Source organism: Saccharopolyspora ipomoeae (assembly GCF_029952525.1).
Taxonomy (GTDB): Bacteria; Actinomycetota; Actinomycetes; order Mycobacteriales; family Pseudonocardiaceae; genus Saccharopolyspora; species Saccharopolyspora ipomoeae.
The window spans coordinates 169,607-195,212 of the sequence record NZ_JASAOF010000003.1 but is presented as its reverse complement, the minus strand read 5'-3'; the positions used below and the strand labels follow the sequence as shown (position 1 = coordinate 195,212).

Here is a 25,606-nt window from a genome sequence, read left to right as displayed (position 1 = left end):
CATGCCTCAGGGACAGCCTTCTTCCGTGCCAGCCGATGGACTGACCACTCGCCAGCGCCGCAACCGGCCGTTGGTCGTGGTGCACACCGGTGAGATGAAGGGCAAGTCCACCGCCGCGTTCGGGCTCGCGCTGCGCGGCTGGAACCAGGGCTGGGACATCGGCGTCTTCCAGTTCGTCAAGTCCGCCAAGTGGAAGGTCGGCGAGGAGTCCGCGTTCCGGGCGCTCGGCCGCCTGCACGACGAGACCGGCGAAGGCGGACCGGTCGAGTGGCACAAGATGGGCGAGGGCTGGTCCTGGACCCGCAAGAAGGGCACCGAGGAGGACCACGCCGCCGCCGCGCTCGAAGGCTGGCAGGAGATCGCCCGCCGCCTCGACGAGCAGCGCCACGGCCTCTACGTCCTCGACGAGTTCACCTACCCGCTGCACTGGGGCTGGGTCGACGTCGACGAGGTCGTCGCCAAGCTCCGCGAGCGCGAAGGCCACCAGCACGTCGTCATCACCGGCCGCTACGCGCCGCAGGCCCTCATCGACGCCGCCGACCTCGTGATGGAGACCGGCAAGGTCAAGCACCCGATGGACGCCGGGCAGAAGGGCCAGAAGGGCATCGAGTGGTGAACCCCGATCGGGTGGTCTTCGCCGCCCCGGCATCGGGGCAGGGCAAGACCACCGCGGTGACCGGCCTGCTCGGTGCGCTGCGCAGACGCGGTGACCGCGTCGCGCCCTTCAAGGTGGGCCCCGACTACATCGACCCCGGCTACCACCGGATCGCCGCCGGCCGGACCGCGCGCAACCTCGACCCCGTGCTGGTCGGCGCGGACCGCATCGCACCGCTGCTGCACCACGGGTCGGCCGGGGCCGACCTGTCCGTGGTGGAAGGCGTGATGGGCCTGTTCGACGGCCGCATAGGGGGTGACGAGGAGGTCGCCTTCGGCTCGACCGCGCACGTCTCGCAGCTCATCGACGCACCCGTGGTGCTCGTCGTCGACGCCAAGGGGCAGAGCCACAGCCTCGCCGCGCTGCTGCACGGCTTCCGCGCCTACCGGCCTCAGGTGCGGGTGGCCGGGGTGCTGCTCAACCGCGTCGGCTCGCCGCGTCACGAGGAGGTGCTGCGCACCGCCGCCGACAACGCGGGCTTACCGGTGCTCGGCGCCATCCCGCGCACCGACGACCTGGAGGTGCCCTCGCGGCACCTCGGCCTGGTGACCGCAGTCGAGCACGGCGCCGAAGCGCTGCGGGCCGTGGAGGCGATGACCGACGTCGTCGAGCGCTCGGTCGACCTCGACGCCGTCACCGCGCTCGCCCGCACCGCCGGTGACCTGCCCGGATCCGCCTGGGACCCGGCCGCCGAAGTCACCCCGCAGGGGCGACCGGTGGTCGCCGTGGCCGGCGGGCGCGCGTTCAGCTTCGGCTACGCCGAGCACGTCGAACTCCTCGAAGCCGCCGGGGCCGAGGTCGCGCTCGTCGACCCGCTGCGCGACGAGCGACTGCCCGAGAGCACCGCCGGACTCGTGCTGCCGGGCGGGTTCCCGGAGCAGCACGCCTCCGCGCTGTCGGCGAACACCGCGCTGCGCGACGAGATCCGCGCCTTCGCCGACTCCGGTGCCCCCGTGCACGCCGAGTGCGGCGGGCTGCTCTACCTCGGCGAATCCCTCGACGGCGAGCCGATGTGCGGGGCGCTGCCGGTGCGCGCGGCCATGTCGCCGCGGCTCACCCTCGGCTACCGCGACGCCGTCGCCGCGGGCGAATCCCCGCTGTTCGCCGAGGGGGCCCGCGTGAGCGGCCACGAATTCCACCGCACCGCAACCGAACCCGGCCACGGCGATCCGCCGGCCTGGTTCTGGCGCGGTCCCTCCGGCGCGCACCGCGAGGGATTCGTCCGCGGCGGGGTGCACGCCTCCTACCTGCACACCCACCCGGCCGGGAATCCCGGCGCGGTGGCCCGATTCGTCGAGAGGTGCCTGCGATGAGACTCGTCGGAGTCGGGGTCGGACCCGGCGATCCGGAGATGCTGACCCTGAAGGCGCTGCGCGAAATCCGCGACGCCGACACCGTGTACGTGCCCGTCCTCGCCCCCGAGGAGCAGGGGCGCGCCGAGGCGATCGTGCGCGCGCACCTGGGAGCGGACACCCGCGTCCAGCGGCTCGTGTTCGCGCTCGCCGACCCGGTCGACGGGCCGCAGGAACGCCGCCGCAGGCACTGGGACGACGCGGCCGAGACCGTCGCGAAGCGACTGCGTGATCAGGGCGGCACGGTGGCCTTCGCCACCTTGGGCGACCCCGCCGTGTACTCCACCTTCAGCTATCTGGCAGCGGCCGTCGCCGAGCTGTTGCCCGAGGTCGAGATCGCGACGGTGCCCGGGATCACCGCGATGCAGGCGACCGCGTCGCAGGCGGGCATCGCGCTCACCGAGGGCTCGGAACCACTCACCGTGATGCCGGTGCTGCGCGACGTCACCGCGCTGCGGGAGGCGTTGCGGTCGCGCGGTACGGTCGTTGCCTACAAAGGCGGGCGACGCCTGGGTGAGCTGCGCGACGCGATCGGCGAGAGCGGAGCTCTGGACCGCTCGGTCTACGCCGAGCACCTGGGCACGCCGGATGCGCGGGTACTACCGCTTGCTGAAGTGTCCGATGTGGACGATGCGCCTTACTTGTCGACAGTGGTAGTGCTGCCACCCCGAGGCGGAAGAGGAGAGCAATGGTGACTGGCCGGATCTCGTTCATCGGCGCCGGACCCGGCGCGGCCGACCTGATCACGGTCCGCGGCGCCAAGCGAATCGCCGAAGCCGACATCGTGGTCTGGGCCGCGAGCCTGGTCACGCCGGAGTGCGTGCAGGAGCACGCGCGCTCGGACGCCGAGCTCGTCGACTCCTCCCGGCTCACCCACGAGCAGGCGCTGGAGATCTACCGGCGCGCTGAGCGCGACAAGCTCAACGTCGCCCGCGTGCACTCCGGTGACCCCTCGCTGTGGGGCGCGGTGCAGGAGCAGTACGACTCCGCGATCAAGATGAACCTGGAAGTCGAGATCGTGCCCGGCGTCGCAGCGTTCTCCGCCGCCGCGGCGTCCATCGGCCGCGAGCTGACCGTCCCGGAGGTCGCCCAGTCGCTGGTGCTGACCCGCCTGGAGGGCGGCAAGACGCCGATGCCCGACGGCGAGAAGGTGCGCGAGTTCGCCAAGCACGGCACCACGATGGCGCTGTTCCTGTCCGCCGCGCGCACCGGCCAGCTGGTCGAGGAGCTGCGCGCGGGCGGCTACCCGGACGACACCCCGGTGCTGGTGGCCTACAAGGTGACCTGGCCGGACGAGCTGCTGGTGCGCAGCACGCTGGGTCAGCTGGAGGCCGACTGCAAGAAGCACAAGCTGTGGCGGCACACGCTGTTCATCATCGGCAAGGGCCTCACCGCCGGTGGCACGCGCTCGCACCTGTACCACGCCGGGCACTTCCACACCTTCCGCAAGGCCGACAAGGAGGCCCGCCGCGCGCTGCGCGCCGAGCGCTCCTCCCGCCGGGCCGACAAGCCGCAGGAGCCCGACCCGGCCCCGGCGAAGGCTGAGACCGCCCCGACGAAGGCCGAGACGGCGAAGGCCGACGTGGCCGCGGCGGACGCCGCCACGCAGCTCAAGGAGTCCGACGCGGCCTGGTGGGCCGTGCGCGACTGGCAGGAGACCGCGCGCGGCGCGGCGCGCTTCGGCGCGAACCGCTCCATCCCGATCCGCCAGGCCGACGAGTCGCAGTCCGAGCTGTTCACCGCGGAGGACGCGGCCGAACCGGAGCAGGCGGCTCCGGAAACCGCTGCGCCGCAGGCGGAATCGACCGTCACGACCACTCGCACGGCCGCCAAGACCGGTACCGCGCGCAAGTCGACCGGCACCGCGAAGTCCGGCACGACCAAGCGCAAGGCCCCGGCCAAGCCGGCGGCGAAGTCCAAACAGCCTGCCAAGCGCAAGCCCGCGGCGAAGCCGGATGAGCAGTCAGAGTGATCCGCAGCCGCCGCTGCGCGAGCCGGACCTCCCGCGCACCGCGAAGGTCCGGCCCAAGGCGCTGCGCACCGGTTTCACCACCGGTGCCTGCTCTGCGGCGGCGGCCAGGGCGGCGGCCGAGCTGCTGGTCACCGGCGAGCTCCCGGCCACCGTGGACATCGGTTTCCCGGACGGCAAGCGGCGGCGCTTCCCGGTCGACTCCGGCAGCGCCGAGCCCGCCACGGCCGTGGTGGTCAAGGACGCGGGCGACGATCCCGACGTCACGCACGGCGCGCGGCTGACGGTCACCGTGACGTCCCGCGAGGACGGCGAGGTCGTGCTGCACGGTGGCGAGGGCGTCGGCACCGTCACCAAACCCGGCCTGGGGCTGGAGGTCGGCGGCCCGGCGATCAACCCGGTGCCCCGGCAGATGATCACCGACTCGGTCCGCGAGGTGCTCGGCGAGCGCGGCGCGGACGTCACGATCACGGTGCCCGGCGGCGAGAAGATGGCCTACAAGACCACCAACCGGCGGTTGGGCATCTTCGGCGGCATCTCGATCCTCGGCACCACCGGCATCGTCCGGCCGTTCTCCACCGCGTCGTGGCGCTCCAGCGTCGAGCAGGCCGTGTCGGTGCTGTCCGCGCAGCGGGGCCGGGTGGCGGTGCTGTCCACCGGCGGGCGCACCGAGCGGGTCGCGATGCGGCTGCTGCCCGACGAACCCGAGGTCGCCTTCATCGAGGTCGGCGACTTCACCGGCGCCGCCGTGCGCCGGGCGGTGGAGCACGGGCTGGAGGAGGTCGTGTTCGTCGGCATGATCGGCAAGCTCACCAAGCTCGCCTCCGGCGTGGTGATGACGCACTACACGCGGTCCAAGGTGGACACCGGTCTGCTCGGTCGGCTGACGGCGGAGTTCGGCGGCAGCGAGCAGGACGTCGCCGAGGTCAGCGAGGCCGCCACGGCCCGCCGCGCGTACGAGGTGTGGCAGCGCGGTGACTTCTTCTCGGCGTGTGCGCACCGGTTGTGCGAGCTGGTGGCAGCAGTATTGGAGCGGTTCAGCGAGGAGTGCGGTCGCAGGCTGCGTGTTCGGGTCGCCATGGTCGACTTCGAGGGTGAGCACGTGGTCGCGGCCACCGAGGCGAGGTGGGTGACGTGGCAGTCACGGTGATCGGGGTCGACGGGGCAGCGCTGCCGCCGGGTGGCGCGGAGGTCCTGGAGCAGGCGCGGCTGGTCGTGGGAGGCAAGCGGCACCTGGACGCGCACGCGCCCGAGCACGCGAAGCGGCTCGAACTCGGACCGCTGGAACCGGCGCTCAACGCGCTGTCCTCGCTCTCCGGCGACGAGCAGGGCGTGGTGCTGGCCTCCGGTGACCCGGGCTTCTTCGGCGCGGTGCGCGCGCTGCGCGAGCGCGGCGTCCGGTGCGCGGTGCTGCCCGCGACGTCCAGCGTGCAGCGGCTGATGGCGCGCGCGGGCCGGTCCTGGGACGACGTCGTGGTGGTCAGCGCGCACGGGCGCGACCTGGGCGCGGCGATCAACGTCTGCCGGGCGCGCCCGGCGGTGGCGGTGCTGACCGCGCCGAAGTCGGGTCCGGCGCAGATCGCGTCCGGGCTGGCGGGCTGGCGGCGCACCATGATCGTCGGCGAGGACCTGGGCGGGCCGAACGAGTCGGTGGTGACCATCGACCCGGCCGACGCGGCCAAGCGCACCTGGTTCGAGCCGAACGTGGTGCTGTGCCTGGCCGATGCCGACGAGGTGCCGCAGCGCGGCTGGATGGCCGGTGGCGAGCCGGTCCCGCCCGCGACCGGGTGGGCCCTGTCCGAGGACGAGTTCTCGCACCGCGACGGCATGATCACCAAGGCCGAGGTGCGCGCCGTGGCGCTGGCCCGGCTGGCCCCGCGCCCGGGCGTGCTGGTCTGGGACGTCGGTGCGGGCTCGGGTTCGGTGGCCGTGGAGTGCGCCCGGATGGGCGCGGCGACCATCGCCGTCGAGTCCGACGAGGCGCAGGTGGTCCGGATGGTCACCAACGCCGCAGGTCACGGCGTGGACGTGCGGATCGAGGAGGGCAAGGCGCCGCAGGCGCTGCGCGAGCTGCCCAAGCCGGACGCGATCTTCGTCGGTGGCGGCGGCAACGAGGTCGTCACCGCCTGCGCCCACGCGGGAGCGTCGCGCGTCGTGGTGGCCCTGGCGGCCCTGGACCGGGTCGGCCCGTCCCGGGAGACGCTGCGCTCGGCGGGCTACGCGGTCGAGGGCGTCCAGCTCGCGTCCTCCCGCCTCGCGGAACTCCCGGACGGCTCCTCCCGCCTGGAAGCCGCCAACCCCGTGGTCCTCCTCACAGGCACCAAGAAGCCCTGACTCCCGTCCGGGGAGCCGGGTTCCGCGCGTGCCTCGGTCACCAGGGGACAGTTTTAGTGAGAACTGTCCGGGCAAAACGGACATTGATCATGGGCAGTTCTGGCGAAAACTGCCCCCGGCTCGGAGTGTCGTAGGGTGTTTTCACCCGATCCGGGGAACGAGACGAACGAGGTAGGGGAGTAGCAGTGATCGGTCTGTTCGCGGTGACCGCGGCGGGACGGCGGGCGGCCGCCGAACTCGCCGGACGGCTGGGGCCGGAAGCCCTGGTCGCCGACGGTCCGATCGGACCGGCCGTCCGCCGGCTCTGGGACCACCTCGACGCGGCGGTGTTCTTCCTCGCCAGCGGCGCCACGATCCGCCTGGTCGCGCCGCTGCTGCAGGACAAGCACACCGACCCGGGCATCGTCAGCGTCGACGAGGCGCAGCGCTTCGCCATCGCCCTGGCCGGCGGCCACGGCGGCGGCGCGAACGAGCTGGCGGAGCAGGTCGCCGAGGTCTTCGGCTGCACCCCGGTCATCACCACCGCCACCGACTCCACCGGCACGACCGCGCTGGACGAGCTCGTCGACCAGCTCGACGCGACCGTCGACGGGGACCTGCCGTCCTGCGGGGTGGCGATCCTCGACGGCGAGCCGGTCCGGCTGGTCAACCCGCACGGCTTCCCGCTGCCCGCCTTGCCGTCCAACGTCGCCGCCGACGTGGCGAACCCGGCGTGGACGGTGGTGATCGACGACCGCCGCCCGGTCGAGGACGAGGAGCGCACGCTGCGCCTCATCCCGCGCACCCTGGTCGTCGGCGTCGGGTCCGCGCGCGGCGTCTCGCGCACCGCGGTCACCGAGACCATCGCCCGGCTCGACAGCGAGCACGGGCTGGACCCGCGCGCCATCCGCGCCTTCGCCAGCGTCGACCTCAAGGCGGACGAGGCCGGCATCCTCGACGCCGTGCAGGACCTGGGCTTCTGGCACTCCGGTGAGGGCGAGGAGCTGTCGCTGCTGACCTACTCCGCCGACGTGCTGGCCGGGGTCGAGGTGCCGAACCCGAGCGAGGTGGTGCGCAGCGAGGTCGGCACGCCCAGCGTCGCCGAGGCCTCCGCGCTGCACGCGGCCGACGAGCTCGCCTACGGCGCTCCGGTCGAGCTGGTCGCCGACAAGATCAAGGGCGAGAACGTCACCGTCGCCGCGGCCCGCATCAGCCCGCGCGGCAGGCTCGCCATCGTCGGCATCGGGCCCGGCGCTCCCGACCTGCGCACCCCGCGCGCCGACGCCGAGCTGCGCCGCGCCTCGGTGGTCGTGGGCCTGGACCAGTACCTCGACCAGGTCCGGCACCTGCTGCGCCCCGGCACCGAGGAGCGCGCCACCGGCCTGGGCGCCGAGGAGGCGCGCGCGGCCGAGGCGGTGGAGCTCGCCAAGCAGGGTCGCGCGGTCGCGCTGATCGGCTCGGGCGACGCGGGCGTGTACGCGATGGCCAGCCCGGCGCTGGAGAAGGCCGACGTGGACATCGAGGTCGTCGGCGTTCCGGGCGTGACGGCGGCGCTGTCGGCGTCGTCGCTGCTGGGCGCCCCGCTCGGCCACGACCACGCCCTGATCAGCCTGTCCGACCTGCACACGCCGTGGGAGATGATCGAGCGCCGGGTGCGCGCCGCCGCCGAGGGCGACCTCGTGGTGTGCTTCTACAACCCGCGTTCGGTGCAGCGGCACTGGCAGCTCGGCCGGGCCCTGGAGATCCTCGCCGAGCACCGCCCGGCGACCACCCCGGTCGGCGCGGTCCGCCAGGCCAGCCGCGCGGACGAGAAGGTCTGGTGCGCCCCGATCGCCGAGTTCGACCCGGCCGAGGTGGACATGTTCACCACGGTCGTCGTCGGCTCCTCGCAGTCCACCGTGGTCGGTCGCCGGATGGTCACCCCGCGCGGCTACCGCTGGATGGCGGGCGATGTCCGTTGACCCGCTGACGATCACCGACGCCTGCACCGCCTGCGGCGCGTGCCTGCTCACCTGCCCGGAACACGCCCTCCGCCCGGCTCCGGGCCGCCCCCGGGTAGTCGCCGAAGCCTGCACGTCCTGCGGGGAATGCGTCGAGATCTGCCCCAGGGACGCCATCGACCTGCTGCGCTGAGCTCGTTCGGGGTGGGAGGGTGGTTCGGTGACCGGGGAGATGTCGCCGGAGGAGTTCCGGCGTTGGGGCAAGCAGGTCGTGGATTGGATCGCGGACTACCGGGCGGGGATCGAGTCGTTCCCGGTGCGGTCGCAGGTGGGGCCGGGGGAGGTGCGGGCGAAGTTGCCCGCGCACCCGCCGGAGCGCGGTGGGGGGTTCGATCAGGTCCTCCGGGACCTCGACGAGATCCTCCTGCCGGGGGTGACGCACTGGCAGCACCCGGGGTTCTTCGCCTACTTCCCGTCGAACGCCACCGGTCCCTCCGTCCTCGGCGACCTGCTCTCCAGCGGTCTCGGCGTGCAGGGCATGGTGTGGGCGACCAGCCCGGCCTGCACCGAGCTGGAGACCGTCGTGATGGACTGGCTGGTCGAACTCCTCGGTCTGCCACCGCACTTCCGCACCGACGCGGCCGGGGGCGGGGTCATCCAGGACTCCGCGTCCAGCGCCGTGCTCGTGGCCTGCCTGGCGGCGCTGCAGCGGACCGGTGAGGACGTCGCGCGGCGCGGCATCACCCGCCGCCACGTCCTCTACGTCTCCGCGCACACCCACTCCTCGCTGGAGCGGGCCGCGCGGATGACCGGGATCGGGGCCGACAACGTGCGCGTGGTCGACACCGCCCCGGACTCGCTCGGCATGGACGCCCGCCACCTCGACGAGCTCATCGCCGCCGACCTCGAATCCGGTGCGGTGCCGACGATGGTGTGCGCGACGATCGGCACCACTTCCACCACCGCGATCGACCCGGTGCGCGAGATCGGTGAGGTTTGCCGCAGGCGCGGGGTGTGGCTGCACGTCGACGCCGCCTACGCGGGCGTGGCGGCGGTGTGCCCGGAGCTGCGCTGGATCAACGACGGCGTCGGCGAGTTCGCCGACTCCTACTGCACCAACCCGCACAAGTGGCTGCTGACGAACTTCGACTGCAGCGCGCTGTGGCTGGCCGACCGGGCGCCGATGATCGAGGCGCTGTCGATCCTGCCGGAGTACCTGCGCAACGCGGCCAGCGAATCCGGCGAGGTGATCGACTACCGGGACTGGCAGGTGCCGCTCGGTCGCCGGTTCCGGTCCCTGAAGCTGTGGTCGGTGCTGCGCTGGTACGGCGCCGAAGGGCTGCGCGAGCACATCCGCGGCACCGTCGCGCTCGCCCAGGAGTTCGCCGGATGGGTGCGCGACGACCCCGATTTCGCGCTGCTGGAGCCGCATCCGCTCGGGCTGGTGTGCTTCCGGCCGCGCTACCCGGACCTGGCGGTCGAGGAGGCCAACGCGCGCACCCACCGGGTGATGGACGCGCTCAACGAATCCGGCGAGCTCTTCCTCACCCACACCAAGATCGACGGCCGGACGTGGCTGCGGCTGGCCATCGGCTCGCCCGCCACCGAGCGCAGGCACGTCGAAGCGGCCTGGGATCAGATCCGCCGCACCGCCTGAACCGGTGCGCGAGTGCCCAGCACGCACGCCGCGGTCGCCAGGGCGATGCCGAGCAGCACCGCGAGCGAAGGGGTTTCGCCGAGCACCGGCCAGGCGATCACGGCGGTCAGCGGCGGTACGGCGCTGAACAGGGCGCTGGCCCGCGCCGCCCCGCCGACCGCCACCGCCCGCAGGTAGCAGCTCACGCCCAGCACCGACCCGGTGATCACCAGCCACAGCACCGCGACCCCCGCCTGGGCCCACTGCGTCACGTGGCCGTCCTCGACGACCGCGATGGCGGCGATGACCAGCGCCCCGGCGATCGTCTGCACGGCGGCGCCGGAGCGGATGTCGATGCCGCCGCAGTAGCGCTGCTGGTAGAGGCCGCCGGCCGAGAAGCCGAGCAGCCCCAGCAGCGTCAGCAGGATCGCCGGGTTCCACTCGCCCTCGGCCGCCACCTGCCCGCCGAGGGTGACCAGCACCGCCAGCACGCCCAGCACGAGCCCGAGCAGCCGGGACCGGCTCAGCCGCTCGCGCAGCAGCAGCGCCGCCAGCGCGGCCGTGAGCACCGGGTTCATCGAGATCACCAGGGCCGTCACCGACGCGGGCACCCCGGCGGCCATGCCGCCGTAGCAGCCGCCGAACTGCGTGGCGTGCGTCAGCAGTCCCGCCACGGCGCTGTGCCCGACGGCCCCGCCGCTGGGCCACACGGCCCGTCCGGCCAGCGCGATCACCGACAGGATCGCCGCGGCCAGCGTCAGCCGGACGGCGGTGAGCAGGAACGGCGACGCGGCGGCCACGCCCAGCGCTCCGGTCGGGTAGCCGCTGGCCCAGAAGAAGACGATCGGGGCGGCCAGCGAGAGCGGGATCGACCGCGAGGTTTGCATGGCTAACAGAATCCGGCCCCGAACAGCTCGGCGTCCAACAACGATAAGCGATCGCGATCGATCGCGGATGCTGATCGGTCTAGGCTGGGTGCATGAGTGCAGTGCTCGACGTCGTCGCGCTGCGCAGCCTGGTGGCCGTCGCCGACTGCGGCGGGTTCCACCGGGCCGCGGCGGCGCTGTACCTGACGCAGTCCGCGATCAGCCAGCACCTGCGCAAGCTGGAGCGGACCCTGGACCGCAAGCTGGTCGTCCGCGAGGGCAGGCAGGCCCGCTTCACCGCCGAGGGCGAACTGCTGCTCGCCGAGGCCCGCCGCATCCTCGACGTGCACGACGACGCGGTGCGCAGGCTCGGCGCGGAGGGGCGCGGCACGCTCGTGTTCGGCTCCACCGAGCACGCCGCCGACCGCTTCCTGCCCGAGCTGGCCTCCGGGCTGCGCGCGGCGTTCCCCGACCGCGAGATCCGCTTCCGCCTCGACCGCACGGCCCGGCTTGCCGACTCCGTCGATCGCGGTGGCATCGACATCGCGCTGCTCATCGACGACACCGTCGACGAGCGCAGCATCGACGCGGGCCGGTTCCGGCTGGAGTGGTTCTCCGCGCCGGGCTGGGAGCCGCCGACCGAGGACCGGCCGCTGCCGATGGTGGTGTTCGACCAACCGTGCACCCTGCGCAGGCACGCGATCGCGGCGGTGGACGCGCTCGGCCGCGGCCCAGACCTGGTGTGCGAGGCCGCCGATCTCTCCGGCGTCCTCGCGGCGACCCGCGCCGGGCTGGGCGTGACGCTCCTGCCGTCGACCCGCACCCGGCCGGTAGGGCTGCTCGAACGCCGCGACCTGCCCCGCCTCGACCCGGTCGACCTCCGCGTCCGCGCCCGCCCGGGCCTATCTCCGGACGTCCCCGCGGCCGCCGCCCGAGTGGTCCGCGACGTCCTAACCGAAGTCGCATGACCCCCACCCGAGAACTCGATGGGGACAGTTCTCATGAAAACTGTCCCCACCCCGAGACCCCGAAGTTTTCATGAAAACTGTCCCGTCCTCGGGAACGGGAGGTTTTCATGAAAACTGTCCCCCCACCGAGGGTGATCACCTCCCGACGGACTTCCGTTCACGAGGGAGAGGGGAAGTTTTCATGAAAACCTCCCGGTTCCTGAGGGGTGACAGTTTTCATGAAAACTTCGATCTTCTGAGGGGGTCGTGAGGGGATTTCACCTCCTGGGGTGGGGGAGGTTTTCATGAAAACCTCGCGTTGTGGGTGGGGTGAGGTCCGGCCTCAGGCCGGGAGGTGGACCCGCCGGTGGAGGCGGTCCCCGATGTCGTCGGAGGCGTGGTCGAGGAGCTTGTGGCCGAGCTCGAACAGGGCGCGGGCGATGGCGATCTCATCGCCGATCTGCGGTACCTCGGGATCGTCGGGGTGCCTGCGCGCCGTGCCGTGACCGTGCAGCGGCTGCCCGCTCGGCGTGGTGAGTCCGACGTCGGCCGTCGTCTTCGCTCCCGCCTCCACGACCTGCATGTTCAGCGTGATCGAGTGCGTCTCGTTCATGATGGCCTCCTTGACGCGCGTCGAGCCGGAGCAACGGGCTCACCCGACCGAGTACCCCGATCGAGCCGGTTGAAAGCGCCTTCGGTCGAAGGGTGCGGCCGACTAGATCACGCAACGTGATCGATTTCACCAGGTTTGACCTCGGACCGTAGATCAGGCAAGGATGACTGTCGCCGACAGTGCAGGAACCCGGTGCGAATCCGGGACGGTCCCGCCACTGTGACCGGGGAGTGGTCCCCACCCATCGCCACGGCTGCCACCAGCTGGAAGGCGGGGGAACCACGCCGATCCGGGAGTCAGGACACTGCGCGCCGGCCCCGTGCCGCGAACCCGCGGCGCGCGGCCACCGAACCCCGGGCGGGAGAACCCAGGAGGTCGGAGATCCCATGAGTCGGGATACCGAAGTGAGCCGGCGCACCGCCGGCTGGGGCGCACGCGAGCGCCGGAAATCAGCGGCCCTGCTGGCCGCCATCGGAGCACTGCACCTCGCGGGCTGGGGTGCCTACCTGCTGCACGAACAGGCGTTCAGCGCCGCCGGGGGCCTCGCCGCCGCCGGCACCACCGCCTACCTGCTAGGCCTGCGGCACGGCTTCGACGCCGACCACGTCGCCGTCATCGACGACGCCACCCGGCTGCTCATGCAGCGCGGCAGGCGCCCGGTGTCCACCGGCATGTGGTTCGCCCTCGGCCACGCCAGCGTCGTGCTGCTGCTGGCCTGCGCCGTCGCGTTCATCGCCGGACCCGCCGCCCAGCAGTGGGCCGAGCAGACCGGCGTGCGGATGGCCACCTTCGTCCACCTGATCGTCGTCATCGTGCTGACCACCCTCGCGGTGCTCAACGGACTCGTGCTGCGCGACGCCTGGCGGCTGCTGCGCCGCGCCCGCAGCGGCGCCGTCGACGAGGACGAGGTCGAACTCGTCCTAGGACGGCGCGGACTGCTCGCGCGCGTGCTGCGCGGCCGGATGCAGGGCGTCGCCCGCTCCTGGCACCTGTTCGGCATCGGCCTGCTGTTCGGCCTCGGGATGCAGACCGCCACCGAGATCACCGTGCTGGCGATGGTCACCCCGGGTGCGAACCTCTCGGCCATCGCCGTGCTGAGCCTCCCGCTGCTGTTCGCCGCAGGGATGTGCACTGTGGACAGCGTGGACGGAATGCTGATGTCCCGCGCCTACACCTGGTCGCTGGCCCGCCCGCTGCGGCGGCTGTGGGTGAACGTCACCACCACCGCGCTGACCGTCGGGCTCGCCGCCCTGGTCGCCTTCGTCGTCCTCTGCGGCCTGCTGGCCGACCTGGGCGTGGACTTCCTGAGCGGGATCGCGGCCATCTCGGACCAGTTCGAGCTGCTCGGCTACCTGACCTTGGCGCTGTTCCTGCTGGTCTGGGGCGGTGCGGCGATGTGGTGGCGGTTCACCGCACGAAAAAGCGCGGAAATCGGATAGGGAACAGGGAAGACCATGAGGCGCGCAGTCCATCCGATCGAGACCGAGTCCTACCGGATCATGCGGTCCCGAGCCGACTTCGACCGGTTCGCACCGCTGACCCGCGCGGTCGTCGAACGCGTCGTGCACACCACCGCCGACCCCAGCTGGACCGGTGAGGTCGTCGCCGACGAGGACGCCCTGCGGCAGGGCCGCGAGGCCCTGCTGTCCGGCGCGCCGCTGATCACCGACGTGCGCATGGTCGCCTCCGGCGTCACCGCCCGCGAGGTCACCATCGGACTGGACTTCCCGGGCGTTGCCGACCTGGCCGCGTCCGACGGGCTCACCCGCTCCGCGGCCGGGATGCGGCTGGCCGCCCGGGAGCACCCGCGCGGCGCGGTGTGGGCGGTCGGCAACGCACCCACCGCGCTCACCGAGCTCCTCCGGCTCGCCGACCACGGCGAGCTGGAACCGGCGCTGATCATCGGCGTGCCCGTCGGGTTCGTCGGTGCCGTCGACAGCAAGGCCGCTCTGCGGCGCAGCGGCCTGCCGGCCGTGAGCACCCTGACCGAACGCGGTGGCGCGGCGATCGCCGCAGCCGCCGTCAACGCCCTGCTCTACTGGGCAGAACCTGGAGGTAACCGGTGACCGAACCGCTGCTGGTCGTGGGCCACGGCACGGTGGACGAGCGCGGAGTGGCCGAGTTCCACTCCTTCCTGGAGCGGCTCAAGGCGCGCATGACCGCCGCCGGAGTCGACGCCTCCGGCGGCTTCATCGAGCTGTCCGCCCCCGCGGTCACCGAGTCCTGGGCCGAGCTCACCGACAAGGGCCACCGCCGGATGGCCGCCGTGCCGCTGGTGCTCGTCGCCGCGGGCCACGGCAAGGGCGACATCCCCGCCGCGCTGGAGCGCGAGGTCCGCCGCCACCCGGGCACGTCGTTCGTCTTCGGCCGTCCCCTCGGGCCGCACCCGATCCTGCTGGACCTGCTCGCCGAGCGGATCGCCGAGCAGGTCCCGCGCGAGGAATGGGCCGACACCGCAGTGGTTCTCGTCGGCCGCGGCTCCACCGACCCCGACGCCAACGCCGAGGTGTGCAAGGTCTCACGCCTCTTGCAGGAGACCTGCGGCTTCGACACTGTTGAGACCGCGTTCATCTCCCTGGCATCGCCGGACGTCCCCGGCGGGCTGGACCGGGCTCGCAAGCTCGGGGCCAAGCGCGTCGTGGTGGCCCCGTACTTCCTGTTCGACGGCGTGCTGCCGCAGCGCGTCGTGACGCAGGCGCGCGAGTGGGCCGACACCGCGCAGGACATCGACGTCCGGGTCGCCGGATACCTGGGAGACTGCGACGCCCTGGTCGACCTCGTCGTGGAGCGCTACCACGAGGCCCTCCACGGCGACATCCGGATGAACTGCGACACCTGCGCGTACCGGGTGCTGCTGCCGGGATTCGAGGACAAACTGGGTGCGCCGCAGACGCCGCACCACCACCCCGACGACCCGACCGGACACGGTCACGCACACGGACACGCACATGGCCACTCCATCGGATAACCACTACCTCGCCGGACTCGACCTCACCGGTCGCCGCGTCGTGGTGGTCGGTGCCGGGCCCGTCGCGCAGCGACGGCTTCCCCGGCTGATCAAGGCGGGCGCCGCCGTCGAGGTGATCGCCCCGCAGGCGACGCCCGCGGTCGAGGCGCTCGCCGACGCAGGCGAGATCACCTGGCATCGTCGCGACTACCGCGACGGCGACCTCGACGGCGCCTGGTACGCCGTGGCCGCGACCTCGTCCGACGAGGTCAACGCGGCCGTCGGTGCGGAAGCCGAGCGCGACCGGGTGTTCTGCGTCCGCTCTGACAACGCCACCGAGGGCAGTGCCGTCACGCCCGCCGTCGCCGAGCACGACGGGCTGCTGCTCGGCGTGCTCGCGGGCGGCAAGCCGCGCCGCAGCGCCGGCGTCCGCGACGCGCTGCTGGAGGCCGTGCAGTCCGGCGTCGTCGACGAGCACCCCGAACCGCACGCCCCCGGCGTCGCGCTGATCGGCGGCGGGCCCGGTGCCCCCGACCTGATCACGGTGCGCGGGCGGCGGCTGCTGGCCAAGGCCGATGTGGTGCTCACCGACCACCTGGCGCCGCGCGAGCTGCTGGAGGAACTGGGCTCGCACGTCGAGGTCATCGACGTCTCGAAGATCCCCTACGGGCGTTCGGCGAGCCAGCAGGTGATCAACGAGACGCTGATCGAGAAGGTCCGCGCGGGCAAGTTCGTCGCCCGGCTCAAGGGCGGCGACCCGTACCTGTTCGGGCGGGGCTTCGAGGAGCTGCTGGCCTGCGCCGAAGCCGGTGTGCCGGTGACGGTCGTCCCGGGCATCACCAGCGCGTTCTCGGCCCCGGCGATGGCCGACGTGCCGGTCACGCACCGCGGGGTGGCGCACGAGGCGGTCGTGGTCTCCGGCCACGTCGCCCCCGACGACGAGCGCTCGCTGGTCGACTGGGAGGCCCTGGCCCGGCTGCGCGGCACCCTGGTGCTGCTGATGGCGGTCCAGCGCATCGAGGCGTTCGCCGAGGTGCTGATCAAGAACGGCCGCCCGGCCGACACCCCGGTCGCGGTCGTCCAGGAAGCCACCACCGACACCCAGCGCTCCCTGAAGACCACCCTCGCCCAGGTCGCCGACGACGTCCGCGCCCACGACATCAAACCCCCGGCGGTCATCGTCATCGGCCCGGTAGCGGCCCTCAAGGACTGACCGCACAACGGATCCCAACGGCAGATGTCCCTGGCGAGCACTCACTCGCCAGGGACATCTGCCGTTCGGGATCCCGCACCGGGTTTCACGATTTCAATGGAACTCAGACGCCTGATCTCCATTGAAATCGGGGTTCCGACTTCCGTTGAAATCGTGAAACACGAGCAGCGGGCAGGACACGGGCGACCACGACGGCATTCGTGGTCGCCCGTGTTGGTGAGGAGGGGTCAGCGGGGGGAGTTGGAGCGGCGAGCCCGTTGCTGAGCCCCCGTGCGGCCGCCGTTGGTGCCGCCTCGGCGGGCGCGGTTGTTCCCGGAGCCCGAGCCGGTGCCGCGGCGGGGCGAATCTCCGCCCCGGCGGGAGGGTTCGGTGCCCCGCGGGGCGCGCTGGGGGCGGTGTTCGCCGCGGGACTTCGCGGGCTTGGGCTGCTGGCGCTGCGGGACGGCCAGCGGGGTGCCGGACGGTTCGCGGGCGCCGGTGAGGCGGGCGAGTTCGGCGTCGTGCGGCCGGATCTCGGTCGTGATGGCCGTGACACCGGCCTGGTTGGCCATCGCGCGGAACGCCTGCTTCTGGTCGTCGGTCACCAGCGTCACCACCGTGCCGCTGGAACCGGCGCGGGCGGTGCGACCGGCGCGGTGCAGGTAGTCCTTCGGGTCCGCCGGCGGCTCGACGTGCACCACCAGGCTCACGTCGTCGATGTGGATGCCGCGCGCCGCGACGTTGGTGGCCACCAGCGTGCTCGACGAGGCGTTCTTGAACTCGTCGAGGATGCGGGTGCGCGCGTTCTGCGCCTTCCCGCCGTGCAGCGCACCGGCCTCGACGCCGACCGCGCGCAGCTTCTTGGCGAGCCGGTCGGCGTGGTGCTTGGTGCGCACGAACATGATGGTCCGGCCGTCGCGCGCGGCGATGCGGGCCAGCACCGACTGCTTGTCGGTCGTCGACACCAGGAACTGGTGGTGCTCCATGCTGTCCACGCTCGCCGACGGCGGCGCCAGCGAGTGCACCACCGGGTCGGTCATGTACCGCTCGACCAGCTTGTCGACGTCACCGTCGAGGGTCGCCGAGAACAGCAGCCGCTGACCGTCGGAGGGCACCAGGTCGAGGATTTCCCGCACCTGCGGGAGAAAACCCATGTCGGCCATCTGGTCGGCCTCGTCGAGCGCGGTGCGCTCCACTTCGGACAGATCGCAGGTTCCCTGCCGCAGGTGGTCGTTGAGCCGGCCGGGCGTGGCAACCAGGACGTCCACGCCGCGCCGCAGCGTGTCGACCTGCCGGTTGAACGACGTGCCGCCCACGACCTCGCGGACGTAGAGGCCCAGCGACTTGGCCAGCGGCTTGAGCGAATCGGTGACCTGCGTGGCCAGCTCGCGGGTCGGCACCAGGACCAGCGCGCGCGGCCGCATCGGGCGCGCGTTCTCGGTCTGCATCGCCAGCAGCGGCAGCCCGAACGCCAGCGTCTTGCCGGATCCCGTCTGGCCGCGGCCGAGCACGTCGCGGCCGGTCAGCGCGTCCGGGATCGTGGCGGCCTGGATCGGGAAGGCCTCCCGCATGCCGTTGTCGTGCAGGGCGCGCACCAGTCGCTTCGGCAGGCCCAGGTCGGCGAACGGCGCCGGGTCGACGGCGGTCACGCCGACCTCGTCGAACAGGCTGCGCTTCGCCGGCTTGGCGTTGCCCGCCTTGGCCTGCGGGCGACGTCGACGCGGACGTCCCTGCTGGTTGCGGCGTGCGGGCGTGGCGGAAGAAGAAGGCACGAAGAGCACTCCCCGGAAGTAGGCACGTCACGGGGAGAGCTTCGCGGGCCATTCCGCGGGCGATCACGAGGACGAGCCCGGCGCGATCTCGCGCCGATGGGTGGGCGAACGCGGCGGACGCCGCTCGCATTGCGGCCGAGTTCCGGCCGCGGACATCCCGCAGTCTATCCGACCGGCCGCGGCCGCCGGGCCGCAGGAGTCGGCTGTGCGGAACGTCTCAAGCGGTGACGACGACGCACAGCTTGCGGTCGGCCTCGCGCTCCACCCGCAGTCCCGCCTCGGCGGCGACCTCCAGGACGTCCTCGACGGTGGCCGGTTCCTCCGCGGCGCAGGCCAGCGCCCGCGCCAGGTGTCCCTTGTGCGACTTGTTGTGGTGGCTGACGACCTTGCGCTTGCCGGCGGCGTCCTCGGACAGCACCCGCACCTCGACCGCGCCGGGGACCTTGGCCAGCGCCGCGTAGGCACCCGAACGCAGGTCGAGCACGAGATCGTCGGCTGCGGCAAGCACCGGTTCCAGCACCGGCCGCCACACGCTGCGCAACGTGCCCATGCCCGGCAGCGAACCTCCGCCGGAGAGCCGGTAGGCGGGGATCGAGTCGGTACCGCGCACCAGCCCGAACAGCGCCGAGGCCACCGCGAGCCGCGCATCGGCCTGCTTGCGCTGCGCGGGCTCCAGCGAGCCGACGTCCAGGGCGTCGTAGAGCACACCGGTGTAGCGCTCCAGCGCGGGCGTCGTCGGGGACGTCCACAGCTCGGCGTTGCGCTCGACCTCGTCGACCTGGCGCTCGGAAATCCCCAGCACCTCAAGGCTTCGCGGCACATCACCAGCCAAAGTGGACAGAGCGTCGACGAGCTCTCGGCGAGTCCCGTTCAGCTCCGGGTGCGACAGGGCGTCCAGCTCCAGCGGAGCACCGTCCCCACCCGCGGCCTTGGTCTCCGAAGGAGGCAGCAGAACCAACACTCCACCAGGGTAAGCGCTCACGCAGCCACCCCTCCCCGCCACCTCACAGCAGCCGCCACCTCGGCGATGACCTTCCCGAGGTCGCCGCGGAGGTCCTCGTTGGTCACCACGAACACCAGCCACCCCAACGCGTGCAGCCGCCGGTAGCGCTCCAGGTCCCGCGCGGCCCGCTCGGGCTCGGCGTGAAGTCCGCCGTTGTACTCCACGGCCACCTTGACCTCCTCGAACGCGAGATCCAGCCGCGCGACGAACCGGTTCCCGTCGTAGACCTCCACCTGCGGTTCGGGATGCAGTCCGCTCAGGTTGAACTCGACCCGCAGGACCGATTCGGGAAGCGATTCCGCGCGTTCGTCGAGGTACGGGACGTGCAGCCAGGCGCGCCGGATCCCGGCGTCGTGCCGGCCGGCCAGGAACGCCACGATCGCGTCGACCCCGATGACCCCGGCGTGCAGCAGGGCATCGACCTGGGCGACCGCCCTGCTGATCGACCGCTGCCTGAGCAGGTCCAACGCGATCCGCGCGAACCCCGCAACCCCCACCCCGCGCCACGGCGAGTGCTCGGCCTCACCGATGCGAACCGACGAACAGGACACGCCCTTCCTGCGCATCATCAACGCGTTCGCCGGCACGATGACTTCCACCGGCGTCGAGAAGTCCGCCAACGGCACTCCTCGCAGGGTCGCGGCGGACAAGCCGGTGATGACCGACCCTTCGGGCAGGGTCTTCGCCACCGCCGCGCATTTGAGCTCGTGGGTGAGCGGTGTGTCCTTGGTCGTGTACACGCCCTGCATGACGCGCAGGAACCAATACTTGAGATGTCGGTCCTTCAGTTCCGCGGCGATGGCCTCGCAACGTCGGAAGACGAAGATCGGGCCATCCGGGATGATCGGCGGCTGCTCAGATTTCCTCACGCAGTTAATGAGGTGAAACCACCCCCGTCAGATACACCGAACCCCAAACTCCCCACGGAAACCCCACCAACGTGTGACCTCCGAACGAAAACCCCGGTTTTCGCACGACGAATGTCGCGGTTTTTGACGTGTCGAAAACCGCGGTTTTCGCGCGGTGGATGTTGCAGTTTTTGACATGTGGGGAGTGGAGGTGGGGAGGAAATGGGTTTGACCTGGTTGTTTGGGGGTGGGGAGGATGGGGTGGTGGTTGGGGTGACCGCGCAGCCGTGCTGGTGACGGGGGTCGCTACCCTGCCTGTATTCCCTTACTTCGGTCGAACTAGGAGCCGGTAGCCGTGATCACGAGGATGTCGACGTTGTTCCTGCGTACGTTGCGCGAGGATCCGGCCGACGCCGAGGTGCCGAGCCACAAGCTGCTCGTGCGGGCCGGCTACGTGCGGCGCATCGCGCCCGGCATCTACTCGTGGTTGCCGCTGGGGCTGCGCGTGCTGCGGCGCGTCGAGGAGGTCGTGCGCCAGGAGATGGACGCGATCGGCGCGCAGGAGATCCACTTCCCGGCGCTGCTGCCCAAGGAGCCCTACGAGGCGACCAACCGGTGGACCGAGTACGGCCCCAACCTGTTCCGCCTCAAGGACCGCAAGAACGCCGACTACCTCCTCGGTCCGACGCACGAGGAGCTGTTCACGCTCACCGTCAAGGGCGAGTACAGCTCCTACAAGGACTACCCGGTCATGCTCTACCAGATCCAGACCAAGTACCGGGACGAGGAGCGGCCGCGCGCGGGCATCCTGCGCGGCCGCGAGTTCGTGATGAAGGACTCCTACTCGTTCGACATCGACGACGAGGGCCTGTCGGCGTCCTACCGCAAGCACCGCGACGCCTACATCAGGATCTTCGACCGGGTGGGCCTGCGCTACGTGATCGTGGCCGCCACCTCGGGCGCGATGGGCGGGTCGGCCTCCGAGGAGTTCCTGGCCGAGAGCGAGACCGGTGAGGACACCTTCGTCCGCAGCACCGGCTCCGGCTTCGCCGCGAACGTCGAGGCCGTGGTCACGCCCGCGCCGCCCGCGGAGTCCGTCGAGGACAAGCCGGCCGCCGAGGTCCACCACACGCCCAGCACGCCGACGATCGAGTCGCTGGTCGACTTCCTCAACGCCAACACCGACCGCAAGTTCACCGCCGCCGACACCCTGAAGAACGTGCTGGTCAAGACCCGCCGGCCGGGTGCGCAGGAGTGGGAGCTGCTGGCCATCGGCGTCCCCGGCGACCGCGAGGTCGACATGAAGCGCCTCGAGGCGGCCGTCGAGCCCGCCGAGGTGGCGCTGCTGGAGGAGTCCGACTTCGCTGCCAACCCGTTCCTGGTCAAGGGCTACATCGGCCCGAAGGCCCTGCAGGACAACGGTGTTCGCTACGTCGTCGACCCGCGCGTGGTCACCGGCACCGCGTGGGTGACCGGCGCGGACAAGACCGATCACCACGTGCTGGACCTGGTGTGCGGCCGCGACTTCACCCCGGACGGCACGATCGAGGCCGCGGAGGTCCGCGAGGGCGACCCGTCGCCCGACGGCCAGGGCACGCTGGTCGCCGCGCGCGGCATCGAGATCGGCCACATCTTCCAGCTGGGCCGCAAGTACTCCGACGCGTTCGGCCTGGACGCGCTCGGGCAGGACGGCAAGCCCAAGCGCATCACGATGGGCTCCTACGGCGTCGGCGTGTCCCGCCTGGTGGCGGCGATCGCCGAGCAGAGCCACGACGACATGGGCCTGGCGTGGCCGCGCGAGGTCGCCCCGGCCGACGTGCACGTGGTCATCGCGGGCAAGGACGAGGCGGTCCGTTCCCGCGCCGAGGAGATGGCCGCCGAGCTCGACCGGGCCGGTGTGCAGGTGATGCTGGACGACCGCACGGTCTCGCCGGGCGTCAAGTTCGCCGACGCTGAGCTCGTCGGCATCCCGTCGATCCTGGTGGTCGGCAAGGGCCTGGCCAACGGCGTCGTCGAGGTCCGCGACCGGATCTCCGGTGAGCGCACCGAGGTCGCCGCGGACGAGGCCGTGTCGCACCTCATCGGCGTCGTGCGTGGGTAAATCACGTCAGCGAGCCCGCTGAGCTGGGCGAGCGCACTAGCCTCCGGTGGTGATCGACCGATCACCACCGGAGGCCTTCTTCCATGCGTTCCCCCACGCGTTTCCTGTTACCCGCGGTCGCGGCGCTGACCCTGCTCGCCCCCAGCGCCCACGCCGCTCCGGCCGAGGTCGAGCCGCTGGCCCAGGCGCACGCGCACAACGACTACCTGCACGAACGCCCGCTGCTGGACGCGCTCGACCACGGCTTCACCAGCGTCGAGGCCGACATCTACCCGTTGGGCGATCAGCTGCTGGTGGGCCACGACCCGTTCCAGCTCCGCCCCGACCGGACCATCGAGTCGCTCTACCTCGACCCGCTGGTGGAGCGCGTCAACGCGGGTGGCCTCTACCCGGGCCACGACGTCGACTTCCAGCTGCTGGTCGACTTCAAGACCTTCGGCGAGGACGGCTACAAGCGGCTCGACGAGATCATGCGCGACGACGAGTACGCGGGTCTGTTCACCCACTACGACAACGGCACCGTCACGAAGGGCCCGGTGACCGTGGTGATCTCGGGCGAGAAGCCCACCGAGTACGTCGAGGGCCAGACCGACCGCTACGCGTTCCTCGACGGCGGCACCGGCGGTTCGATCGGTGCCGACCCGAACCTGGTGCCGCTGGTCTCGGACGACTGGACCGAGGTGTTCGGCTGGAACGGCTCCGGCGACATGCCCGCCGAGGAGCGCGAGAAGCTGGAGCAGATCGTCGGCGACGCCCACGCCGCAGGACAGCGAGTCCGCTTCTGGGCGACCCCCGACAGCGAGGGCGCCGAACGCGATGCCGTCTGGAGCGTCCTGCGGGAGGTCGGCGTCGACCACATCAACTCCGACGACCTGGCCGGCCTCCAGGAGTTCCTGACCAGCTGAAACCCGACCCGCGTCGGAAACTCCCATATTCATCGCGCGAAAACCGCAACATTCGTCGCGCGAAAACCGGGGTTTTCGACGCGATGAAAGTTGCGGTTTTCGATCGGGGGTCGCTCAGCCGGGGAGGTAGCTGAGGCGGATCTTGCGGGTGGGGTTGTCGATGTTGGTGTCCACGAGGCAGACCGATTGCCAGGTGCCGAGGGTCATGCGGCCGTCGAGGACCGGGATCGTGGCGTAGGGCGGGACGAACGCGGGCATGACGTGGTCGCGGCCGTGGCCGGGGGAACCGTGGCGGTGCTGCCAGCGGTCGTCGCCCGGCAGCAGGTCCCGCAGGGCGGTGAGCAGGTCGTCGTCGCTGCCCGCGCCGGTCTCGATGATCGCCAGGCCCGCCGTCGCGTGCGGCACCCACAGGTTGAGCAGCCCGTCGCCGGCACCGGCCGAAGCGAGGAACCGCGCGCACTCGTCGCGCAGGTCGCGAACCACCTCGCGGCTCCCGGTGCGGATCTCGATCTCTTCGCTGTGCATGTCCCAACCGTAGGCTCGACCTCCCCGCGACGGCCCGATCGGTGCGAGGATGTCGACCATGCGGAAGGCCTTCGACGCGGTTTTCGACGTTCCCGACGGGTATCTCAACACCGCCAGCATCGGCATCCCGCCGACCGAGACCGTGCGCAAGGTCGCCGAAGCCGTGCAGCGCTGGGGCAGCGGCCTGGACCGGCCCGGCGACTTCGACGAGCACGTCGCCACCGCCCGCGACGCCTTCGCCCGCCTCGTCGGCGTGCCCGCCGACCGGGTCGCCATCGGGGCCAGCGCTTCCCAGGTGATCGGCCTCGTGGCCGCGAGCGTGCCGGACGGGGCGCGGGTGCTGGTGGCCACCGACGACTTCACCAGCGTGCTGTTCCCGTTCGCCGCGCAGGCCGACCGGGGCGTCACCGTCACCGAGGTCGAGCTGGACGAGATCGCTGCGCGCGCACCGGATTTCGACGTCGTCGCCGTCAGCGCCGTGCAGTCCAAGGACGGCCGCATCGCCGACTTCGAGGCCCTCGAACTCGCCAGGCGCGAGCACGGCACCCGGGTCCTGCTCGACGTCACCCAGGCCGCGGGCTGGATGCCGCTGAGCCTGGACTGGGCCGACTGGGTCGCCGCCGCGGGCTACAAGTGGCTGATGGCGCCGCGCGGCTCGGCGTGGCTGGCCGTGCACCCCGACGCGCCGCGCCCGGTGCCGCACAGCGCCAACTGGTACGCCGCCGACGACCCGTGGGAGGCCACCTACGGCCTGCCGCTGCGGTTGGCCGACGACGCGCGCGGACTGGACCTCTCCCCGGTGTGGCTCGCGCAGGTCGGTGCGGCCGCGTCGATGGAGTGGCTGGCCTGTCGGGATCTCGCCGAGATCGCCGCGCACTGCACGGGACTGGCGGACGGGTTCCTCGCCGAGCTCGGCGAGGAACCCGCCGGCTCGGCGATCGTGTCGTTGGCCAGGCCCGACGCGGTGGCCAAGCTCACCGGGGCCGGTCTGGCGTGCGCCAGCAGGGGCGGCCGGACCAGGGTGTCCTTCCACCTCTACAACACCGCCGACGACGTCGAACGGGCGGTGCGCGCACTGCTCTGATCAGCGCAACCGGGCATCGGGGTATCCGTCCCGTAATCCGTAACCGCTACCGTAGGCACTCGTGTCAGACCGACAGGGTGTGCCCGAGGACGTGACGGGAGCGCAAGGCAACACGCAGCGCGAGACGGCGCCGCTGCGGCGGGACAACTCCTACATCAGGCAGGACCGCCAGGTGGCCACGCCGACCCCGGACCACGCGACCCGGCCGGTGATCACGCACCCGCCGACGCCGCAGCAGCCGCCGCACCAGGCACCGCAGCAGTCCTACCCGGGCACCAGCAGACAGCCCGCGCCACCGCCGCCACCGCAGCAGCGCCCGCAGCAGCGGGTCACGCCGATGGGCTGGGCCCTGCGCGGGCTCGTCCTGGTGCTCGTCGCGGTGGTGTCCGGTCTGATCTGGAGCGCCATCAAGCCCGACGACGAGGTCGCCGCGCCCGCGCCGCCGCAGCTGCGCTACGACTTCACCCTGGTCCGCAAGGAAGAGGCGTTCCAGGGCTGCAAGGGCGTCTCCACCGACGACATCCAGAAGTACTTCGCCAAGCAGGAGTGCGACCACCTCACCCGCGCCCTGTACACCACGACGCTGCCCGACGGCCGCCGCGTGCTCACCTCGGTGATCACCGTGCTGATGCCGACGCCGCAGGTCGCGGGCCAGCTCAACGAGCTCACCACCAAGGACGGCACCGGCAACATCCGGGACCTGGTCGACGACGAGCGCGACGGCACCAAGGACATGCCCGACCTCGACGACGCGGCCTACGCCTCGGGACGTCAGGACCGGCTCGTGGTGATCGGCGACTCGGCGTTCTTCGGCAAGTCCTCGAAGAAGGACCCGGCGCTGAGCGACGTCACCAACGAGGCCCTCAAGCTGGGCTGGCCCCAGGACCAAGCCCCGAAGTGAGCCGGGCCCCGGAGTGAGAGCCGGGCCCCGGAGTGAG

The 25,606-nt window shown here is 71.9% G+C and carries 24 protein-coding genes and 1 riboswitch; of the genes, 18 read left to right on the top strand and 6 right to left on the bottom strand.

The annotated features are described in order from the left end of the window. Position 1 precedes the first annotated feature (1 nt). The 9 genes from cobO (at position 2) to QFW96_RS07475 (ending at position 9,886) form a co-directional block, all read left to right on the top strand. Positions 2-616 carry a cob(I)yrinic acid a,c-diamide adenosyltransferase gene (gene cobO / locus QFW96_RS07515; RefSeq protein WP_281454820.1) on the top strand — a complete coding sequence of 205 codons (615 nt, stop codon included), beginning with the start codon at positions 2-4 and terminating at the stop codon, positions 614-616. After that, entirely contained in the window at positions 610-1,968 is a 1,359-nt protein-coding gene (locus tag QFW96_RS07510) for a cobyrinic acid a,c-diamide synthase CobB (protein ID WP_281454819.1), read from the top strand. The genes cobO and QFW96_RS07510 overlap by 7 nt, the downstream gene beginning before the upstream one ends. Next, the gene (cobI, locus tag QFW96_RS07505; protein WP_281454818.1) at positions 1,965-2,702 is read left to right on the top strand and encodes a precorrin-2 C(20)-methyltransferase; all 738 of its coding nucleotides are present in this window, start codon (positions 1,965-1,967) and stop codon (positions 2,700-2,702) included. Before QFW96_RS07510 ends, cobI begins: the two co-directional genes overlap by 4 nt. Then, a complete protein-coding gene (gene cobM / locus QFW96_RS07500; protein WP_425524727.1) occupies positions 2,696-3,979 on the top strand; it encodes a precorrin-4 C(11)-methyltransferase in 1,284 nt (427 codons plus the stop codon). The genes cobI and cobM overlap by 7 nt, the downstream gene beginning before the upstream one ends. After that, positions 3,963-5,126, top strand: coding sequence for a cobalt-precorrin-5B (C(1))-methyltransferase (locus tag QFW96_RS07495; protein ID WP_281454816.1), 1,164 nt, complete (start codon positions 3,963-3,965; stop codon positions 5,124-5,126). Before cobM ends, QFW96_RS07495 begins: the two co-directional genes overlap by 17 nt. Beyond that, a complete protein-coding gene (gene cbiE, locus QFW96_RS07490) occupies positions 5,111-6,310 on the top strand; it encodes a precorrin-6y C5,15-methyltransferase (decarboxylating) subunit CbiE (protein WP_281454815.1) in 1,200 nt (399 codons plus the stop codon). The genes QFW96_RS07495 and cbiE overlap by 16 nt, the downstream gene beginning before the upstream one ends. Before the next feature lie 185 nt (positions 6,311-6,495). Then, positions 6,496-8,250: a precorrin-3B C(17)-methyltransferase gene (gene cobJ, locus QFW96_RS07485; RefSeq protein ID WP_281454814.1), complete on the top strand. Its 1,755-nt coding sequence runs from the start codon at positions 6,496-6,498 to the stop codon at positions 8,248-8,250. After that, entirely contained in the window at positions 8,240-8,422 is a 183-nt protein-coding gene (locus QFW96_RS07480) for a DUF362 domain-containing protein (protein ID WP_281454813.1), read from the top strand. The genes cobJ and QFW96_RS07480 overlap by 11 nt, the downstream gene beginning before the upstream one ends. 39 nt (positions 8,423-8,461) lie before the next feature. Further along, positions 8,462-9,886: an aminotransferase class I/II-fold pyridoxal phosphate-dependent enzyme gene (locus QFW96_RS07475; protein ID WP_281455166.1), complete on the top strand. Its 1,425-nt coding sequence runs from the start codon at positions 8,462-8,464 to the stop codon at positions 9,884-9,886. On the opposite strand, the gene QFW96_RS07470 is transcribed toward QFW96_RS07475, so the two are convergent. Next, positions 9,865-10,752 (bottom strand): DMT family transporter, encoded by an 888-nt coding sequence (locus tag QFW96_RS07470; protein ID WP_281454812.1) that lies wholly within the window; start codon positions 10,750-10,752, stop codon positions 9,865-9,867. The genes QFW96_RS07475 and QFW96_RS07470 overlap by 22 nt on opposite strands. 92 nt (positions 10,753-10,844) lie before the next feature. Between QFW96_RS07470 and QFW96_RS07465 the strand changes: the two genes are divergently transcribed. Then, on the top strand, positions 10,845-11,699 hold the full coding sequence (locus tag QFW96_RS07465; RefSeq protein ID WP_281454811.1) for a LysR substrate-binding domain-containing protein: 855 nt from the start codon (positions 10,845-10,847) through the stop codon (positions 11,697-11,699). A 322-nt stretch (positions 11,700-12,021) separates the two neighbouring features. Here the strand turns inward: QFW96_RS07465 and QFW96_RS07460 are convergent, their stop codons facing one another. Continuing rightward, on the bottom strand, positions 12,022-12,291 hold the full coding sequence (locus QFW96_RS07460; RefSeq protein WP_281454810.1) for a DUF1876 domain-containing protein: 270 nt from the start codon (positions 12,289-12,291) through the stop codon (positions 12,022-12,024). 182 nt (positions 12,292-12,473) lie between these two features. Continuing rightward, positions 12,474-12,598, top strand: a riboswitch (cobalamin riboswitch). A gap of 97 nt (positions 12,599-12,695) precedes the next feature. Between QFW96_RS07460 and QFW96_RS07455 the strand changes: the two genes are divergently transcribed. From QFW96_RS07455 to cobA, 4 genes are read left to right on the top strand one after another with little or no spacing between them, the layout of a single operon-like run. Beyond that, complete coding sequence (locus QFW96_RS07455; protein ID WP_281454809.1) at positions 12,696-13,730, top strand: HoxN/HupN/NixA family nickel/cobalt transporter; 1,035 nt, start codon at positions 12,696-12,698, stop codon at positions 13,728-13,730. Positions 13,731-13,745: 15 nt separating this feature from the next. Further along, complete coding sequence (locus QFW96_RS07450; RefSeq protein WP_281454808.1) at positions 13,746-14,357, top strand: precorrin-8X methylmutase; 612 nt, start codon at positions 13,746-13,748, stop codon at positions 14,355-14,357. Further along, positions 14,354-15,259: a sirohydrochlorin chelatase gene (locus QFW96_RS07445; protein ID WP_281454807.1), complete on the top strand. Its 906-nt coding sequence runs from the start codon at positions 14,354-14,356 to the stop codon at positions 15,257-15,259. The genes QFW96_RS07450 and QFW96_RS07445 overlap by 4 nt, the downstream gene beginning before the upstream one ends. Next, a complete protein-coding gene (cobA, locus tag QFW96_RS07440) occupies positions 15,240-16,451 on the top strand; it encodes a uroporphyrinogen-III C-methyltransferase (RefSeq protein WP_281454806.1) in 1,212 nt (403 codons plus the stop codon). Before QFW96_RS07445 ends, cobA begins: the two co-directional genes overlap by 20 nt. 227 nt (positions 16,452-16,678) lie before the next feature. On the opposite strand, the gene QFW96_RS07435 is transcribed toward cobA, so the two are convergent. From QFW96_RS07435 to QFW96_RS07425, 3 genes are all read right to left on the bottom strand, one after another. Further along, positions 16,679-18,202, bottom strand: coding sequence for a DEAD/DEAH box helicase (locus QFW96_RS07435; RefSeq protein ID WP_281454805.1), 1,524 nt, complete (start codon positions 18,200-18,202; stop codon positions 16,679-16,681). A 217-nt stretch (positions 18,203-18,419) separates the two neighbouring features. After that, positions 18,420-19,163, bottom strand: coding sequence for a peroxide stress protein YaaA (gene yaaA / locus QFW96_RS07430; RefSeq protein ID WP_281454804.1), 744 nt, complete (start codon positions 19,161-19,163; stop codon positions 18,420-18,422). A gap of 17 nt (positions 19,164-19,180) precedes the next feature. Beyond that, positions 19,181-20,074 carry an endonuclease domain-containing protein gene (locus QFW96_RS07425; protein ID WP_281454803.1) on the bottom strand — a complete coding sequence of 298 codons (894 nt, stop codon included), beginning with the start codon at positions 20,072-20,074 and terminating at the stop codon, positions 19,181-19,183. 334 nt (positions 20,075-20,408) lie between these two features. Here QFW96_RS07425 and QFW96_RS07420 point away from each other — a divergent pair, with 334 nt between their 5' ends. Continuing rightward, the gene (locus QFW96_RS07420; protein ID WP_281454802.1) at positions 20,409-22,154 is read left to right on the top strand and encodes a proline--tRNA ligase; all 1,746 of its coding nucleotides are present in this window, start codon (positions 20,409-20,411) and stop codon (positions 22,152-22,154) included. Positions 22,155-22,237: 83 nt separating this feature from the next. Further along, entirely contained in the window at positions 22,238-23,059 is an 822-nt protein-coding gene (locus QFW96_RS07415; protein WP_281454801.1) for a phosphatidylinositol-specific phospholipase C/glycerophosphodiester phosphodiesterase family protein, read from the top strand. A gap of 114 nt (positions 23,060-23,173) precedes the next feature. On the opposite strand, the gene QFW96_RS07410 is transcribed toward QFW96_RS07415, so the two are convergent. Next, the gene (locus QFW96_RS07410; RefSeq protein WP_281454800.1) at positions 23,174-23,584 is read right to left on the bottom strand and encodes a secondary thiamine-phosphate synthase enzyme YjbQ; all 411 of its coding nucleotides are present in this window, start codon (positions 23,582-23,584) and stop codon (positions 23,174-23,176) included. A gap of 58 nt (positions 23,585-23,642) precedes the next feature. Between QFW96_RS07410 and QFW96_RS07405 the strand changes: the two genes are divergently transcribed. Together QFW96_RS07405 and QFW96_RS07400 are read left to right on the top strand one after the other, a co-directional pair. Continuing rightward, on the top strand, positions 23,643-24,668 hold the full coding sequence (locus QFW96_RS07405; protein WP_281455165.1) for an aminotransferase class V-fold PLP-dependent enzyme: 1,026 nt from the start codon (positions 23,643-23,645) through the stop codon (positions 24,666-24,668). Between the two features lie 61 nt (positions 24,669-24,729). Further along, a complete protein-coding gene (locus tag QFW96_RS07400; protein ID WP_281454799.1) occupies positions 24,730-25,569 on the top strand; it encodes a hypothetical protein in 840 nt (279 codons plus the stop codon). Positions 25,570-25,606 lie beyond the last annotated feature (37 nt).

Bases quoted from the DNA above. Each gene is read 5' to 3' on its own strand.
- QFW96_RS07460 (WP_281454810.1), bottom strand. From the start codon at position 12,291: ATGAACGAGACGCACTCGATCACGCTGAACATGCAGGTCGTGGAGGCG.
- cobO (WP_281454820.1), top strand. From the start codon at position 2: ATGCCTCAGGGACAGCCTTCTTCCGTGCCAGCCGATGGACTGACCACT.
- QFW96_RS07450 (WP_281454808.1), top strand. From the start codon at position 13,746: ATGAGGCGCGCAGTCCATCCGATCGAGACCGAGTCCTACCGGATCATG.
- QFW96_RS07475 (WP_281455166.1), top strand. From the start codon at position 8,462: ATGTCGCCGGAGGAGTTCCGGCGTTGGGGCAAGCAGGTCGTGGATTGG.
- QFW96_RS07405 (WP_281455165.1), top strand. From the start codon at position 23,643: ATGCGGAAGGCCTTCGACGCGGTTTTCGACGTTCCCGACGGGTATCTC.
- QFW96_RS07465 (WP_281454811.1), top strand. From the start codon at position 10,845: ATGAGTGCAGTGCTCGACGTCGTCGCGCTGCGCAGCCTGGTGGCCGTC.
- QFW96_RS07495 (WP_281454816.1), top strand. From the start codon at position 3,963: ATGAGCAGTCAGAGTGATCCGCAGCCGCCGCTGCGCGAGCCGGACCTC.
- cobI (WP_281454818.1), top strand. From the start codon at position 1,965: ATGAGACTCGTCGGAGTCGGGGTCGGACCCGGCGATCCGGAGATGCTG.
- QFW96_RS07480 (WP_281454813.1), top strand. From the start codon at position 8,240: ATGTCCGTTGACCCGCTGACGATCACCGACGCCTGCACCGCCTGCGGC.
- QFW96_RS07410 (WP_281454800.1), bottom strand. From the start codon at position 23,584: ATGCACAGCGAAGAGATCGAGATCCGCACCGGGAGCCGCGAGGTGGTT.
- cobM (WP_425524727.1), top strand. From the start codon at position 2,696: ATGGTGACTGGCCGGATCTCGTTCATCGGCGCCGGACCCGGCGCGGCC.
- cobA (WP_281454806.1), top strand. From the start codon at position 15,240: ATGGCCACTCCATCGGATAACCACTACCTCGCCGGACTCGACCTCACC.
- QFW96_RS07470 (WP_281454812.1), bottom strand. From the start codon at position 10,752: ATGCAAACCTCGCGGTCGATCCCGCTCTCGCTGGCCGCCCCGATCGTC.
- QFW96_RS07415 (WP_281454801.1), top strand. From the start codon at position 22,238: ATGCGTTCCCCCACGCGTTTCCTGTTACCCGCGGTCGCGGCGCTGACC.